This window comes from Spirosoma rhododendri, from assembly GCF_012849055.1.
GTDB lineage: Bacteria > Bacteroidota > Bacteroidia > Cytophagales > Spirosomataceae > Spirosoma > Spirosoma rhododendri.
Genome location: NZ_CP051677.1, coordinates 411,621 through 428,327, shown reverse-complemented (window position 1 = coordinate 428,327; position 16,707 = coordinate 411,621). Strand labels below are relative to the sequence as shown.

At 58.2% G+C, this 16,707-nt stretch carries 12 protein-coding genes; 4 read left to right on the top strand and 8 right to left on the bottom strand.

Features of this window, described 5'->3' with window-relative positions; genetic code table 11:
• Positions 1-92 precede the first annotated feature (92 nt).
• From HH216_RS01685 to HH216_RS01670, 4 genes are all read left to right on the top strand, one after another.
• On the top strand, positions 93-1,067 hold the full coding sequence (locus HH216_RS01685) for a PorP/SprF family type IX secretion system membrane protein (protein ID WP_456300618.1): 975 nt from the start codon (positions 93-95) through the stop codon (positions 1,065-1,067).
• Between the two features lie 96 nt (positions 1,068-1,163).
• Positions 1,164-3,506, top strand: a complete 2,343-nt coding sequence (locus HH216_RS01680; protein WP_169549216.1) for an OmpA family protein — start codon at positions 1,164-1,166, stop codon at positions 3,504-3,506.
• A gap of 122 nt (positions 3,507-3,628) precedes the next feature.
• Positions 3,629-4,528 carry a PorP/SprF family type IX secretion system membrane protein gene (locus HH216_RS01675; protein ID WP_169549215.1) on the top strand — a complete coding sequence of 300 codons (900 nt, stop codon included), beginning with the start codon at positions 3,629-3,631 and terminating at the stop codon, positions 4,526-4,528.
• Positions 4,529-4,666: 138 nt separating this feature from the next.
• Positions 4,667-5,779 carry an AAA family ATPase gene (locus HH216_RS01670; protein ID WP_408641757.1) on the top strand — a complete coding sequence of 371 codons (1,113 nt, stop codon included), beginning with the start codon at positions 4,667-4,669 and terminating at the stop codon, positions 5,777-5,779.
• 135 nt (positions 5,780-5,914) lie between these two features.
• Here the strand turns inward: HH216_RS01670 and HH216_RS01665 are convergent, their stop codons facing one another.
• The 8 genes from HH216_RS01665 to HH216_RS01630 form a co-directional block, all read right to left on the bottom strand.
• The gene (locus tag HH216_RS01665) at positions 5,915-6,295 is read right to left on the bottom strand and encodes a hypothetical protein (protein WP_169549214.1); all 381 of its coding nucleotides are present in this window, start codon (positions 6,293-6,295) and stop codon (positions 5,915-5,917) included.
• Positions 6,296-6,422: 127 nt separating this feature from the next.
• Complete coding sequence (locus HH216_RS01660; protein ID WP_169549213.1) at positions 6,423-9,986, bottom strand: reprolysin-like metallopeptidase; 3,564 nt, start codon at positions 9,984-9,986, stop codon at positions 6,423-6,425.
• Between the two features lie 518 nt (positions 9,987-10,504).
• Positions 10,505-10,993: an FKBP-type peptidyl-prolyl cis-trans isomerase gene (locus HH216_RS01655; protein WP_169549212.1), complete on the bottom strand. Its 489-nt coding sequence runs from the start codon at positions 10,991-10,993 to the stop codon at positions 10,505-10,507.
• Between the two features lie 37 nt (positions 10,994-11,030).
• Positions 11,031-11,519: a thioredoxin family protein gene (locus tag HH216_RS01650; RefSeq protein WP_169549211.1), complete on the bottom strand. Its 489-nt coding sequence runs from the start codon at positions 11,517-11,519 to the stop codon at positions 11,031-11,033.
• A gap of 49 nt (positions 11,520-11,568) precedes the next feature.
• On the bottom strand, positions 11,569-12,549 hold the full coding sequence (locus tag HH216_RS01645) for a hypothetical protein (RefSeq protein ID WP_169549210.1): 981 nt from the start codon (positions 12,547-12,549) through the stop codon (positions 11,569-11,571).
• Between the two features lie 128 nt (positions 12,550-12,677).
• Positions 12,678-13,181 carry a hypothetical protein gene (locus HH216_RS01640; RefSeq protein ID WP_169549209.1) on the bottom strand — a complete coding sequence of 168 codons (504 nt, stop codon included), beginning with the start codon at positions 13,179-13,181 and terminating at the stop codon, positions 12,678-12,680.
• Between the two features lie 196 nt (positions 13,182-13,377).
• On the bottom strand, positions 13,378-14,478 hold the full coding sequence (locus HH216_RS01635) for a cellulase family glycosylhydrolase (RefSeq protein WP_169549208.1): 1,101 nt from the start codon (positions 14,476-14,478) through the stop codon (positions 13,378-13,380).
• 13 nt (positions 14,479-14,491) lie between these two features.
• On the bottom strand, positions 14,492-16,702 hold the full coding sequence (locus HH216_RS01630) for a fibronectin type III domain-containing protein (RefSeq protein ID WP_169549207.1): 2,211 nt from the start codon (positions 16,700-16,702) through the stop codon (positions 14,492-14,494).
• Positions 16,703-16,707 lie beyond the last annotated feature (5 nt).

Sequence of the window (16,707 nt, the reverse complement as noted above, 5' to 3'; positions counted from 1 at the left end):
GTTCAAGGTCTAAGGTTTACTGTTTAACATTCCTCCGGGAAAAGCCAAACATTGACCCTTAGACCTTGACCCTTAAACCGATAACAATGCATATGTCTACGAAAAAATGGCTGGCTGCGCTGGTGCTGATGCTGGGCATCGGGGAGCGCACGGCGCAGGCCCAGCAGGACAAAATGTTCTCGCAGTATATGTTCAATATGCTGGCCCTGAACCCGGCCTACGCCGGTAGTCGCGACGTACTGAGCATGTCGGCTCTGTACCGCAACCAGTGGACGGGGGTGGAAGGGGCTCCGCAGACGGCGACGTTTACGATGGATATGCCCATCAACCGCGAACGCGTCGGTATCGGGCTCCAGCTGTACGGCGACCGCTACGGCGTGATGGAAGAAGCCGGGGGCTTTGTGTCGTATGCCTTCCGCATCAAGGTCGGGCAGAAGTCGACGCTGGCGCTGGGCTTGCAGGGGGGCGCGTCGAGTTACCGCGCCAGTCTGACGCAGGTGAAACTGACGCCCGACGGTACGGGTGCCAGCGACCCGGCCTTTGCCAGCGACATCTCGAAGGTGCTTCCCAACTTCGGCACGGGTCTGTACCTGAGCAACGACCGGGGCTATATCGGCCTGTCGGTACCACGGCTGATTAAAAACAAGCTGAGTGAGTACTCATCGCCCGCGCTGGGCTTGCAGGCCCGGCAGCGTCGGCACGCGTATCTGACCGCCGGTTTCGTCATCGGCGTTAGCCCGCAGATCAAGATCAAGCCGTCGACGCTGGTCAAGTACGCTGAGGGCGCTCCACTCGGTTTCGATGGTAACGTCAACATCTGGTTTGCCGACCGTATCGCCATTGGCGCGTCGGTGCGCCGGAATCAGTTTACCGACTGGACACAGTACGGCACCGACGCCATTGTGGGTATGCTCGAAGTACAGGTGACCGATCAGCTACGCTTCGGCTACGCTTACGACCGCACAACAAACCGGTTGGGCGATGTGGCTCCAAACTCCCACGAAATTATGCTGCGCTATGAATTCGGCTTTGGTAAAAATCGGATACTGACCCCCCGCTATTTCTAAGAAATTCGGCGCACTATTTGCTTATTTCGACAGTACGCTGGCTCATAATCTGTGCCATGCGTACTTTTTTTTTGCCCCACTGACGACCACCTACCTATGAATCGTTTTTTGTTGATATGCCTGCTGCTCGGTGCCCGAATGGCCGCTGGGCAGGTACAGCCGCTGATCGCGCAGGCCGACAGATACTTCGACCGGTTATCGTTTACCAAAGCGGCCGAACTCTACGAAGAAGCCCTCGGCAAGGTAAGTAGCATGACCGACGCGCAACGGCGGTCGGCCCTAGTGCAGCTGGCCTACAGCTACCGGCAGTTGAACGATATGAAAAACGCCGAACGGGTTTATAATAACCTGTTGGTAAACGGCCAACTGCCCGCCGACCTGTCGCAGCACTACCTGTATTACGCGCAGGCGCTGGCCAGCAACGGTAAATACGATGCCGCGCAGACGGCCTACAACCACTACGAAGACAGTCAGCACGCGCACACGGGTGGCCCGACCTTTGCCGAGCTCTACGACGATGCGGCTGCCCGTAACGAGGGAACCTACACGCTCGAATTTCTTAAACTCAACAGCCGTAACCCCGAATTCAGCCCTGTTCGCTACGGCGATGGATTAGTCTACGTAACGACCGGCAAATCGGCGGGGTTACGCGGGCTGTTTGGTAGCAAACGCTTTCTGGATCTGTACTACCAGCCCACGATCGAACTCGGCCGGTCGGCTAAACTTGGCGGCTCGCGGACTGCCAGCACCCTGTTCAAACGCTCACTGGGCCGGGATTCGTACACGTCGCTGACCGCCAACGACTCCCGCACGGTTGGTTTCTACGGCGGCAACAACGTAGCGGCTGGTTTGGGCTACAGCGACGTACTGGTCAGTGAGTCGGAGCGGTTCGGTAAGTCGCTCAATACGCGTTACCACGAAGGCCCGGCTACGTTTACCAAAGATGGTAGCTGCATTATTTTCACCCGCAACAATTTTAATGGCGGGCAGGCCCGGCGCAGCGCCGACGGCGTCAATAAACTCAAACTCTATACGGCCAGGCAAACCAACGGAACCTGGAGTCAGGCTGTCGAACTACCATTCAACAGCGACGAATTTTCGACGGGCCATCCCTGCCTGTCGGCCGACGATCAGCGGCTGTATTTTGCGTCTGACCGGCCGGGTGGTTTCGGGGGTAGCGATATCTACGTGTCGCTCTGGAAAAACGGAGCCTGGTCGGAGCCGGTCAATCTGGGTAGTGAGGTTAATTCCAAAGGCAACGAACTGTTTCCGTTTGTCGATGAGCGCGGTACGCTGTACCTGTCGTCGGATGGGCACGAGGGGTTGGGTAAGCTCGATCTGTTTTCGGCGCAGCTCTCACCCGACGGCATGAAGGTGCGTAAGCTCTGGAATCTGGGCGAGCCGATCAACTCGGCGGCCGATGATTTTGGGATCACGACCGACGGCGAACGCAACAGCGGCTACTTCAGCAGCAACCGCAAAAACGGCGGTTCCGACGACGATATCTACCGGTTCACCCGGCAGGGAACGGCTCACCCCTGCCGTGAGCTGACCGTAATCGTGTATGATGCGCAGTCGCGGATGCCGCTGCCGGAGGTAAACGTCCGCGTGACGGGTAGCGACACCCTGACGGGAAAGCAGTTGAAAACCGACGAGAAAGGTATGTTACGCTTCTGCCTCGACAATACCAGCGATGTGCAGTTTATCACAAACCACGCGGGCTACCTGGAAAATCACATCGGCTTCTCGGGTCGTAACCTGTCTGACAACCAACCCCTGCGGCTCGATATTTCGCTGATGAAGCCAATTGCCATGTCGACCACCGAACTCGCCATCAATGGGCACGTACTGACGCAAAACGACCGCAAACCCATTGGCGGGGCTACGGTCGTCCTCATCAATCAGTGCGACAAATCGCGGCAGGAAGTGGTGTCGGCAGCGGACGGTACATACGGTTTTGTGGCCATACCGGGCTGCGCGTACCGGCTGGAAGCGCGCAAGGAAGGCATGGGTACGGCGGGGAGCCTGATTACGAAGGAGGGTACCGGCAACACCGATCTCCTGATGTTCCGCAAAGGCGATATCGTCCGGATCGACAACATTTACTACGACCTCAACAAAGCCACGATCCGGCCCGACGCAGCCATCGAACTCAACAAACTGGTCGACCTGATGAACCGGTACCCGGCCATGCGTATCGAGCTGCGCTCGCACACCGACAGCCGGGCCAAGGCCGATTATAACCTGAGTCTGTCGGACAAGCGGGCCAAAGGGGTCGTCCGTTACCTCCGCACGAAAGGGATTGCCGCCAAACGCATGGTAGCCAAAGGATACGGCGAAACCGACCTGGTGAATAAGTGCGCCGACGGGGTCGACTGCCCCGAGGAAGAGCATCAGCAAAACCGCCGGACGGAAATCAAGATTCTCGAACTGAACTAACGCGAATCGCTTACCTTCGCGACTGGCTACAGGGGCTGTCTCTCTCCGCATCTGCCGGACTGGAGATAAGCCGTCGACGGGTCACGGAGCTAAACGTTGATTGGTACAAGCGTGTGAATAGGATGCGGAATTGCTGGCTGGTTGTGATTGGTGTTGTGTGCGGGCTGGCAGGACCGGTGCGGGCGCAACGGGAAATGCTGTATTCGCAGTATCTGGTTAATAACCTGAGCATCAATCCCGCCTACGCCGGTAGCCGGGAAAGCTTTCAACTGTCGGCCTTTCTGCGCCGGAAATGGTTTGGCATTCGTAACGCCCCGGTGTCGCAGGCGGTGTCGATGGATGGGGCCGTCAGCAACGGGCGCGTGGGGCTGGGCTTTCAGGCCTTCAACGATCGCATGGGCCTGTTTGCCGCCACGGGTGTACTGGGCAGCGTAGCGTACCGATTCAACCTGCCCGCCCTGTCGCATTTGTCGGTTGGTTTATCGGGCGGGGTCAACGTGCTGCCCATTTACGATCAGGCCAGTGCCGCCAACATCAACCGCCCGATAGGCAGTCTGGGGCTGGGCGTTTACTACCAGGCCGATCGCTTTTTTGCCGGCATCTCACTGCCCGAACTGATCTCGCGCGAACCCAGCGTGGCGGGGCTGACACTCTACCCCGCCGTTCGGCCGTTGATGATCCAGGCGGGCTATCGCTTCCCCCTCAGCGAAACCGCCGTTCTGATACCCTCGGTACTGCTTTCCAAGATAGCGGACCGTCCGCTGGGTGTCGACCTCAACGCACGGCTCTGGTTTGCCGAGCAACTGGGTCTGGGGGTGTCGTACCGGCAGAACAGCCCCGGCATCATATCGACCAATTACCTACAGTTGCTGGCCGAGTACCAGATTTCCCCGGCTATCCGGCTCGGTTATCTGTTCTACTCCCGGACGCCCGAGAGCCCCAACGCCATGCAGTACAATGAAAACAGCGTCCATGAAATCATGCTTCGCTTTTCCCCCGGCTCCCTTCGCTTTTCGTACTGAGCGTTTGCCGATCAAGGGTTACTGGTTAAGGTTGGATCGACCGGCGCTGCCGATGGCCGACAACTTTAAACCGTAAACCCTAGACCGTAAACCGTCAAGTGTTACCTTCGGGATACTGAACCGAAACCGACCTGATTGATGCCGCACAAGGAGCGGGCGATGACTAACCGGCTTCGCCGTCTGGGGGCTGACCATTATATGCCGAATTCGCCAATCATTCAAAATTTATACATTCCCAGCGACCTCGACCGGGAGTTTCCGCTGGCCCCGCATTTTGTACAGACGTTCGGGTCGTATCCCAACTACCTGCATTTCAGCGAAGATTTCAAACCGTCGGCGCGGGAGTTGTTCGCGAGTCGGGGTTTTCAGCTCATTAACCAGTCGATACGCGTAACCGACGAAGGCTGGCAGTCGGTTGAGCGGGTATACCAGCACGACGACGGGATACTGCTGAAAGCCGAGTTTGTGGGCGACCGGTTTTTTCGGCTCTACGGCTTGTACCACACTGAACCGTCGGTAAAAACGCTGCTCGACGGGCTGAACGAGTACAAATACGCTCACGAAGATAATCAGACGAATATCTACCTGATTCAGAGCGGACTGGGGGGATTGCACACCGAACGGGTCGAGATAAATCCGCCCGATATCAACCTGGATTTACACTACAACGACGATTTTCTGCCCGTTCACGAGCGGCTGGTCACGTTGCTGGGGCAACCCAAAAGCAAAGGACTGATTCTGCTGCACGGCGAACCGGGCACCGGCAAAACCACGTACATAAAGCACCTGAGTTCGCTGGTCAAGAAGGACATGCTCATCCTGCCGCCCTACATGACCAACTACCTGACCTCGCCCGAAATCATTCCGTTTCTGCTCGAAAACAAAGACTCGGTGCTGATTATCGAGGATGCCGAGCGGATTCTGCAATCGCGCGAAGCCGGGGGTGATACCAACAGCGTGTCGAACATTCTGAACCTGACCGACGGACTGCTGGCCGATTGTATGCACATTCAGGTTATTGCCACGTTCAACGCCAGCAAACACCTGCTCGACAAGGCCCTGATGCGGAAGGGACGCCTGATGGTCGACTACGCATTCGGCAAGCTAAGCCCCGACAAAGCCAACGCGCTGCTCACGCAACTGGGCATGGACTACCGGACGCCGGAACCTATGACCCTCGCCGACATCTTCAACATCGACGACCAAACCGTGTCCGGCGAACGGCAGGAATTCAAAAAGGTTGGCTTTTAGGGGCTGCCTTATGAAACGCTTTTTGTCATCCCGACGACAGGAGGGATCTTCGTTAGAAGCGAGGAAATTGCCTATTACCAAAGATCCCTCCTGTCGTCGGGATGACAGAAAAGCGTTAAGGCCAGGCTAAGTCAATTAGCCGCCGACTTTCTTGAACGGAGAGCCATAACTCCTCACTATTTTCTTTCCGATATATAAACTACGCACCGATTCGGGGGCAACGTGGCCAACGAACTCCCACCGGTTCGTCAGATTTGTGTCGGCGTGTGACACCATCGTGTACGGCTTAGTTCCTGCCTTTTCCCACTGCTCGATCTCGTAGACCTCTTTTACAATACCCTTGCAGGTAGCGAAGGCATATAGAAAGGAAGCGTCATGTTCGGGTACGTCTTTCCAGACACCACGCGTTGCTTCGTAAAGAGCCTCCGCCGACATATCCTTCTTGTATGATTTGGTGATAATAAACGCCAGCCCCTTGTGTTCGGGTAATACTTGGGTGAGTGTTTCGTCAGTCATAACAACCGCAATTTCGTCAGTAAACTGTAAATAAAAGTCCGAAGATAAATTACTGCCAAAAGCAGTTGGGCCCCGAAATACGAGACTAGCGTATTTCGGGGCCCAACTGCTTTTGGACAACGCGTCGTTACTCCGCCTTGACGATGCGGAGCGTCTGCGACTGCGTGGGCGTGATGGCGCGGAGCAACAGTACGCCGGTCGGGTAGCGGCTGATTTCGAAGGTGTGTTGCTCCTGCGAACCAGCCTGCTCAACCCGGTGCGTATCGACCTGCTGACCCTGCGCGTCGAGCAGATTCAGGTTCAGCGACTGCCCGGCGGCACCCAGCACCTGTACGCTCAACCGACCATTTCGGGCCGGATTGCCCAGCACCTGAAGTTGCAGGTTCGCGCCCGGTTCGCCCGTACCGATGCGGCTGGGCGTGGGTGTCTGGCAGTTTGCCAGCCAGTTGTACGCAAAGCTGACTTCCGTGTCGGTGCCCTGTTGCATGGCTTTGAGCGTAATCACCGGGTTGTCGGTGTACAGACTCAGCATATACGGGCCTGCGCTGGTCGTCGGGGTCGTTTCGTTGACGACGTGGAACGTGATGGGTTGCCCCGTCGTGCCGCTATACTGGGGCGTGATGCTGATGTCGCGCTTGGTGGCCGACGTGGTCTGGCAGTTGTTCATAACGACACTGGTAATGGTAAACGACGCTGTTGGCGACGTGGTCGGTGACGTTGGTTGCGTAGTTGTGGTGCAGGCAGCCAGCCAGTTGTAGACATAGCTGGCGGTGTTGGCACCCTGCACAGCCCGTAGCGTGATAGCCGGGTTGTCGGTGTACAGGTTCAGCGTGTATGGGCCGGTGGCGGTTGTCGGCATCATCTCGTTGACGACCGAAAAATGAATCGGTTCCGCCGTTCCACCGCCATACTGCGGGCTAAACTGAAGCTGCCGCTGCGTGGCTGATGTGGCCTGACAGCTAACCAGTGTAGCGCCCGTGATCGACAGGGGAATCGTGGGCTGGGGCGTTGTCGGTGTAACAGCAGTACTGCTGGTGCAGGTTGCGAGCCAGTCATAGACGTAGCTGGCTTCGTTGTCGGTGCCCTGCTGTACGGCTTTCAGCGTGATGGCCGGATTGTCGGTATACAGTTTCAGCGTGAAGGGGCCAGATGCGGTGGTGGCTGGCAGTTCATTGACTACCCGGAACGTAACGGTCTTGCCGGTCAGCCCTTCGTAGCGCGGGCTGAACGTCAGCTGCCGCTGCGTGGCCGACAGCGTTGTACAGGACGGCTTGGTAACGCCAACAATCGAGAAGGTCGTGTTACTGTTGTTTTCCTTAATGACAATCGTAGCGGCCTCCTCCGATGGGTCGAGGTCGTAATCGGCCTCATCGATCAGCGAGAACACGGCTGTTTCATCGCCTTCGCCATCTTCGTTGTTGTCGAGGGGGTCGAGTTCTTCCATCACGACCGACTGGCCATTGGTGAACGTGACCGACGTAGGCAGGGTGGCGAAGTCTTCGCCGGGCGTAGCCGTACCACCGATTTTGTAGTTGACGACCAGCGTACCGACCGAATTACTGCGCTCGAATTTGAGCATGCCCGGATCAACGGCCCCCGCACGGGCACCGACGGCCGCTTTACGTCCACCGCTTCTTGGCCCTTCCGATGCAACCGGGTCAGGCGCGGTGATTTTCACGATGGGGGGAGCCGGGGCCGTAATGGTAAAGTTGGCGTTTGAAATGTCGAAGAATACGCCGTTGCTGCTGACGATCTTGATCCGGGCTTTTTCGGTCAGTACGGAAGGCAGCGTTATCGGTTCGTTACCGTCGTTGGGGGTGGCGCTCAGCAGCGTTGTTGGAAAGGTTTGTCCACCGTCGGTTGAGAGCAGAATATCGACCGTCGCGCAGTTGATCGGGGCTACGTCGGTATTGTTGACGCTCCACGTGATGGTTTGCGACGAACCGCCAGCGTATGAACCGGACAGGTTGGTTGTTTCCAGGAATGGCCCCGAATTACCATCGACCGTTACCGTGACCATCTGGTAGGTCAGGCCCCCGACGTTGTCACGAACCGTCATGCGGAGGTTAGTGGCCACTCCGACCGACGGTAGTTTGTCGCCTTTGGCGTAGTTGCTGCCGTTCAGAATGGCCGACAGGCGGGGGAAGATACGGGTGCCGGTGCTGGCGGGTGCGTAGCTGCGGAAGAACGGCGGCTGTGCGGTGTTGGCCAGGGTCGTGCCATCGGGCGTAACCTGCCCAATGTCGGTCCCTTCCCACGAATAGCTCAGTACGTCGGCCGTGTTGGCGTCGGTGGCTTCGCCCGACAGGGTAAACGGGGTCGATTTCGGAATCGTTACGTTGGCCGGGAACTTTGTAATTGCCGGAACGGCGTTGTCGAGCACGGTCGATGTGAAGCAGGTCAGCGTGCCGATGTACTTGGCTGCCTGGGCGTAGCTGGCCGTGTGGAAGTTCAGAATGGGCTGGTAGGTGGGCGTTTCGTAGTCGTCGTTACCGGCCGCACCCGAACAGGTATAGCCGTAGCTCATGATCGTCGTACCGGCACCGGGCTCCACCGACGTTTTAGCTTCGCGGGTTGTACAGACGGGGATGCTGCTGTTGAAGGTGTGGCTCATGCTGAACTGGTGGCCTACTTCGTGGCTAAACGTCTGATCGTCGAAGATGGGAGCAAACGAACCGTCGCCGAAGCTACTGGCACCCATTGCTTTCTGGCCGGAAACACAGGCCGACGGAGCGACGGCCAACCCTTCACCCGAGCCGCCCGAGTTCCCCAGTACGTGGCCGATGTCGTACTTGCTATCGCCCACGGCCGCGTCGAGCACCGACTGGTTTTTACCCAGCATCGACGCCAGGTCGCCATTGTTATAGCCACCGTCATTAGCCGCCGTAAAAATGGTCGACTGGTCGCTGACGAGCGTAAACGCAACACTCAGTTCAACGCGGTACACGGCGTTCATCCGGTTTACGTAGCCAACCAGCGCGTTGTAGGCGGCTGTAACGTCGCCACCACCCCGCTTGTTGGTAAACTCCTTCGTCGCGGCCAGGGCAAGCCGGAACGTACGCAGGGTCGCGCCGGTGTTGTTGTCAGCCCCCACCCGGGCACCGTTGTTTCCGGTCCTGGTATCGATCGCTGGCGACACCGTGCCGCATTTGCCCGTACCAACGGGTCCGAAGGGCTGAGCGGATTCGGCTTTCTTCGCGTCGCGGGCGAAGTACGTCACGTATACCTGACTGGCCGGATCGGTCGATACTTTGGTGTAATAGACGGCATCATTGCTGACGCCGAGAATAATGGCGTCGAAACCGCTGCTGGTAAAGCTAAGCCGGATCGTGTAGGTTGGGTGACGGGTCCCTTTACCCGTATACGTCTTGATTTCCGGGTGCTTAGACGCCACCGCCGGTGCCAGAATTGGCGATTCGAGCAGGGCAAACGTTTCGGTCGTACCGTCGGGCAGCGGGATGGTCACGGGGAGCGGGTTGCCCCCGCGCTGGAATTCGAGCGGTGCTTTGGCCAGATAACTACGCAGGTCAGTAGTTTTAAGCTGGTAGGGAACGTAGGCTTTTAATCCCAAAATGACCGGTGTCGCTACGCGTGCCTGTGCCGACGAAAGCGGCTCAAAAAACGGGTTTTGCCCCCAGCTGGTGGCTACGCTGGAACAGAGTGCCGCCAGTAGTAGGACGGCTCTACACATAAACGCACGTTGCATGCAAAGTAAGAATAGTGGTTATAAAGAGATAATTATTGGGTCTGCCGGTTGGGCAGATTAAAGGGGCGTTGAGCAAAATGGGGAATCCGCCAGTCGACTGCGGGATGGCGTCAGCTTATCACGGCGATCAGTCGGCAGGGGGCGGACTGATCGGGAAGGGTGCCAATAGCGGTTAGCTGCCGAACGTCGCGTTGATGGGCGTTGCCGAGGAAAGAAGCATGCTTTGATACAGAGCAGGAGGGGCGACGGGCAGGAAGTTCATGGGTGGTGTCTGGTAATTTTACTCAGTAAAACTACATATGATAGTATGCTATAAGCAATCATATTTAGTAGATGGTAGCTGTGTATCAGGAGACAACTGCACTGGCTGCGTATGGTGCCGTTTATCGCTGTAAGTCGATACCAAAAAAAAGGTCAGGGCCGCCAACCAGTATGATGGTGACGGCCCTGACCAGCACAAAGCATTGTACGTCAGGAAGCGTGAGTAGGGGAGAAGCTGTCGGTTACTTGACCGCTTTCAGATCGATGTCGAATACCAGTATCGAGTTGGCCGGAATACCCGGCTGCTCCTGCGAACCGTAAGCCAGACTGGGCGGTAGATACAGCGTAATCCGGCCACCGGGTGCGATGAGCGGAATGCCTTCCTGCCACCCCAGCACCAGTTGATTCAGTCCGAAGCTTACATCGTTGCCGCTGTCGAACGTTTCATTGTTGGTCAGCTTACCGACGTAATTGACCGTAACCTCCGAACAGATGGTTGGTTTGGCACCGGTACCGGGCGACTGAATGGTGTAGTAAAAGCCGCGCTCGTCGGCCGTAGCCTTGATGCCTTTGCTGGTGATAAACTGCCTGAGGGTCGTAATTTCTTCCGGCAGGGCCGATACCGCAACCGGTGTCGGGTCGCAGGGTTGATTGCTGGCCGAGCCGCAACCCATTATCAGTACCCCCGCGAACAGGCAGGGAAGGCTGTTTTTCAGAATAAATCGAATCATGCGGGCAAGTTAGCGATTTCACGCTGTGGGTAGAGTATCAGGGTGAGGTACGCAGCGTATCAGCTAAAGAAGTGACGGCCGGGCGTTTGCGGAGCGCCCGACGCATGGCGGGCATGCGCAGCACCAGATTTGCCTGCTGTACCATACCGTTGACACCGGCGTACCCCACACCCCGGTGAATTAGCTGGCCGTCGGGGGTCAGAAACAGGGCGGTTGGGTAGCTGGCAATGCCGTATTGCCGGGCCAGCGATAGCCCTTCCCCGACTTCAGCATCGAGCTGGTAGTTGATGAACCGGTCGTTGTAAGCCGCCCCAACGACCGGACTGGGCAGCGCTTCGCGGGCCATCCGCTGGCAGGGCGGGCACCAGTGAGCGTAGATGTCGAGGAAAATAGGTTTGTGCTGCCGCCGGGCTTCGGCCAGTGCCTGCTGCCAGGAGCCCGTAAAAAACTGAATGCCACCCGACTGACTGGCCTGCACTCCCGGCCGCGACAGCAACAACAAACAAACGAGTACAAAACGGTTCATCCCGTAAAAGTAGGCAAATGGCGTACGGTATCCCTACCCGGCGGGTCGTCTACTGCGTTGGGGGCACGGGCTGTTGGGTGGTCGATGCTGATGTGAACGTTGTTCTGAGGAACGCGGCAAACATCACCCACAGTACCAGTGCTGCGATCAGCTTACTGCTGTCCGGCGAATAGTTGACGGCGATAAAATCGTCGACGGTGGGGTCGTAGCGAACATCCAGCCGGGTATCACCCGCGGCCAGCCGGTCGTAATCGTCGGCGTCGATAGCGATGCGCCGGGATTGGCCGCGAAACGCAACTGTAGCGTCGTACTCGTATCGTTTCCAGAAACTGCGCTTGTGCGTCGACCCACGGACGCGGTGCCGGTCGACTCCCGTAACCCGGACGGTCATGGGTTGCCCATGATCGCTTACCCGTTCGTCGTACTGGTAATACTGCCAGGTGTCGTAGCTGAGATACAGCGCCATCGCCCCCAGAAACAACGTCAGCACGATCTGAGCCAGTGTCTGTGCACCGGTAAAGCTGGTCAGCCGCAGGATAAGTCCCATGACAACGACAAACAGTATCATGGCCATCAGGCCGAAGGCTCCCAGCGCCAGCCATTCCGGACTGACATCGCGGGCGGAGGTCCAGCCGATCAGCCGGGATGCCCCCCGTAGCGGTACGGACCGCAGCACCGACTGACGTTGCCCGAAGGTATCGGTGGGCGCAAGGTACAGCAGCGAGAGGGTATCGCCGGGCGAAAGCCAGCGGGTGCTGTTCAGGTAGCGTACTTCGTAGGGCCGGTTGCGGTACGTGAAGCCCGCATAAACGACGTTGTTCAGCTTATCCCAGATCACGCGGCTGTCGCGGTCGGTACGCTGAAGCCGCACCGTAACCAGTTTTCCTTCCTCCTGAAGCTGGGTTTGGAACTGTTCCTGCTCGTAAAGATGCCATGCGAAAACCGTAGCGAAACCCAGCCCAACGATGACGACGAGCAGCCAGAAGCCGTAATACAGCCGTCGGAGTAGCTGGAAAAAGGAGTGAAACATGGATAAGATTGAATGATGTGGATAGAAAGATTGAATGATGTGGATAGAAAGATTGAATGGTGTGGATAGAAAGATTGAATGGTGTGGACAGAAAGATGATGTGCAGCCAAGCGGCTTGTCGTGTCTGGTCAGCGAACGGGGGCGTCGAATGTGCCTTCGATGGCGTAGGTTTTACCGTCTTTATCGTTCTGACCCGCCCCCGAAAATGAACCCGCGCACCGCGTCGACGTGGCCGTTGTTAGTTGAACCTGACCGGCATTGGGAATCAATACGCCATCGGTACCCGCGTAGGTGGGCGGCAGGTCATAACTCTGGTAGAGGAAATTGGCCCGGCCGCTGGTCAGCGTTTCGTGGGGTTTGATGAACGGGTACGTACCCGCCGATTGCCCCTCTATGCTCAGCACGATGGAGTGCCGGGTATCGGTACTGGCGATGACGATTGAGTAGCCGCCACCGCCCACGACCGTTACCTCATCGACGGAAAACTGGGTGATTACCGTTCCGTTCTGCGTTACCTTGACGCTACCGGTCGATGAACCGCCGTCGGGTTGGGTATCGTTTTTCTTGCAGCTGTAAAGCCCAACGACGAAGGTCAGCAGGAGCAGTGTACGGCGTACTGTGTTGATAAGCATGGGTAGTATGTGGATAAGGGTGAAGCGATCACATTGACTTGACTGGTCAAATCTCCGCAATCGCGTTGTCCCTGTCCATAACCCATTACACCCACTGAGCCAACGGTTTACGGTAGCTGGTTTACAGTTTACAGTTTTCGGTTTTACGAGCTGTTGACAACCGGATACCGGATACCGTGAACTGTAAACCGTCGGTCTATTTACACGTCATGCCGTTGAGCAGGAAGGGCGAACGAACAGCCGTTTTCTGGATGCTGTTGTCACCGGCCAGCACGACTTCTTTGCCCCAGCCTTTCAGCGTCGCAAAGGTGCTGTTGGTGGTCAGGTCCATGATTTCACAGAGATGATCGTCAACGTCGTTTCCCGGCCCCCACTCCCATATCAGCCACCCGATGTCGAGCCGCTGCGCTTCCGACACAATGGTCTGGTAGTTGATTCGCCCCTTCGGCCCGCAGCTACTTTCCGGTTTGCCAGTTTGTGGGTTTATACCCGCGTAAGCCCCGTAAGCCGCAAATTCACCCACGATAAACGGTAACCCCGCGTCGACGGCCGACTGAAACTGCTGCCTGATGAACGCTGGTGTAGCACCATCGGTAGCGGGCCAGTAGGTATGCACGGAAAACAGCAGGTTCCGGTCGGGATCAGCCTGTATCACTGGTGGACCAACCTTGACCAGTTGTTCGAGATTCTTGCCGAAATCGGTGCCGTCGATCACCAGCGGGGTGTGGATGCCCGCCTGCCGAAGCTGCTGCACCGCCTGACTATAGCCCGCAATGAATTCATCGTCCTTTACCTGATCGTCACCGCATTCGTTGGCGATATTGACGAGCAGGTACCGTTCGTGTTTTTTGATAACAGCTACGATGTCGGGCCGTTTCCAGTAGTCGACCATTGCGCCGAGTTTGCTCCAGTCGCCGGTTGCGTCGTGCACTTCGACTATCGGAATCATCTGCTGGGCCACGCATTTCGTAATCAGGTTGTCGAGATCAGCAGCTTTGGTGGGCTGCTTGGTATCTTCGTCGGTGGCTAGCCAGACAATGCGAACGCAGTTGGCCCCGGTTTTGGCGATTTCGGCAAACGAAGCCCCGGCCCGGTCGGTCCAGACGTTCATTTTGTTGATGCCCCGCAGCGTGATCTTGGTACCGCAGGGGTCGTGGAGAAAGCGGCCGTCGACGTAGAAGCCGGGCTTGCTGGCGGGGGTGTTCATGGGTGAGTCGGTTGTGGCTGGCTGACAGCGGAACAGCAGGCCGGTCAGCAGCAGTGCAGGGGGAAGATAGGCGAAAATGTGTGGCTTCATGCTTGTAACTTACTTAACGTGAAATGTTTACGGGCTGGCTAAGTGCCGAGCCGCTGCGCTGATGGTACTGCACCCGAACGGCGTACTGGTAGCGGCCGGTCGAAGCCGTGGCGTTGTCCTGAAAGCTGCGCTGCTGCCCGTCGACGGCCCGGTACATGCTCAGCCCTTCGCCGTTGAGCGACCGGTACACCACGAAATGATACGGTTCGGCAAGGGTCGGAAACTCCCAGTTCAGCACCACCGCCTGGCGATTGGCGTCGTAGCGGCCCTGTATGTTCCGCACCGGCTGGGCTACCCCCGCACCGGGCTGCACCGGCACCGCAAACGATCGCTCTGACTCCAGCTTCGCGTCGTCAATGGCCGTCAGGGCGTAGGTGTAAGTTTTACCGGCAAAGCCCGGCTGCGCCCGGAAGCTCGTGTCGCGCAGGGTCAGTAGTCCGTCGGCGCGGCCGGGTAGTTGGCGGAGCAGCGTCCAGGGTGCGTCGCCGTCGCGCCGGTAGAGCCGATGCCCGACCACGTCGACGCTCGAACTGGGCAGCACCATCAGCGTAACGCCCCCCGCATCGACCACCACCGACCGGATAACGGGCGCGGTCGGTGGCATCCGGTCGGGCACGGCAACGGGGAGCGCGGCTGAAAACAGCGAGTGGTTACCCGTGCGGTCGATGGCGACGATTTTGTAGAACACCTGCTTGTTCAGCATCGGGTGGGGCAGTGTGTCGGCGAAGGTCGTGTCGGCGATACCCAGCGGGGTAAGCTGCCGGTAGAAATCGTTTTGCTGCTCGTAGGACCGGTACACCTTATACGCCACGATGTCGTCGTCCTGCCCCAGCGGCCACGTCAGCTGAACGATGCCGCTGGTGTCGGTCTGCGCGCTTAGTCCGGTGGGTTTGTCGGGCGGCAGCAGGTCGGCGATGATACCGACGACGGCGGGGGCATACGCAATGTTCCCCGCCGTATCGACTGCACCGACCGTGTAGAAATTGCTGTACGTGTCGGGCTTTGTGTCGAGAAACTCCAGCGTGCTAGCTGACAGTACCGTGGGTGAAATCGACTCGAACGGCCCGTTGACCGCTGAACCCCGCCCGATTACGTACCCGGCCATGTCGGGCGTGGTAAGCCGGGCGCGGTTCCACTGCACCCGAATCTGCTTATTATCGATGACCTGCGTGCGGAGGTTGGCGGGCGGTAGGGGTGGAGTCAGGTCGCGGGCCATCCCCGTCACAACTTCCGACGCCGGACTTAGGTCGCCAAAGGCGTCGATGCCGATAACGCGGTAGTAAAACCGGCGGTAGTTGACCACCGAATCGCTGTACGAGATCAGCGATCGGCCCAGGCTGTCGGTCTGGAAGCGGACGGTGTCGCGCTGCTGTATGTCGGCGTCGGGTTGCGACTGGATGTAGGGCTGCGCGGTCAGGCGTTTGAACGTTTTGCCGTCGGTGCTCCGCTCGACGTAGAAGCCAGAGAACGCGCCCTGTGTACTGTGCCGGTGCCAGGTCAGCGAAATGGCACTGTCGCCGGACTGAATGGCTTCGAGCAGGGGCGCAACAGCCCGAAACCGACTGTTGGGGTCGACCAGTACGGCCACTGTATCGGTCAGGTTGCCCGTAATGGCCGACGACCGCGCCGGGTAGATGCGGTAGACGTACACCGCGTCGGCCTGCCGGGGTTGCCGGTCGACCCAGCGCAGGCCCAGCGCATCGGCGGCACGGGGCGAATAGTCGGCGGCCATCAGGGCCACGGCAAAGCGGTTGTTCTGCTCTTCGCTGAGGTTGATGATCGATGCGGCATCGGGCGAAAACGTTTTGGTGTACCCTTTTCCATATAGCATTTGCAGGCCGATAGCCGGAAACCGGTCGCCGGCTTTGATGCGCTGCCGGGCTTCGTCGAGTGTCCAAGGGCGGACGGGGCTGGTGCTGAGCAGCGTGATTTTTCCGTCGGGGAATCGCTTGCTCAATTCCACTCGTTCGACCCAGTAGCCCGTCTGGCTACCGGCCAGAAAGTGCCCCGCCCGGTTAGGCGACCACCGCAGCACTACCGAGTCGCCGTAGTTGCGGGCCAGCAGCACGAGCCGGGCCGGTGCCTGCCCCGTATCGGCAGGGGTAGTCGTGGATGGTGCCGGAGCGGGGGCAGGCGGGGTGCGGTTTCGCTGGGCGTATAGATTTACTGAAGCCAGTAGGGCGATTAGCAGGCTAAGCCGAAAAACGATCTTGACAACGTTCATGGTCG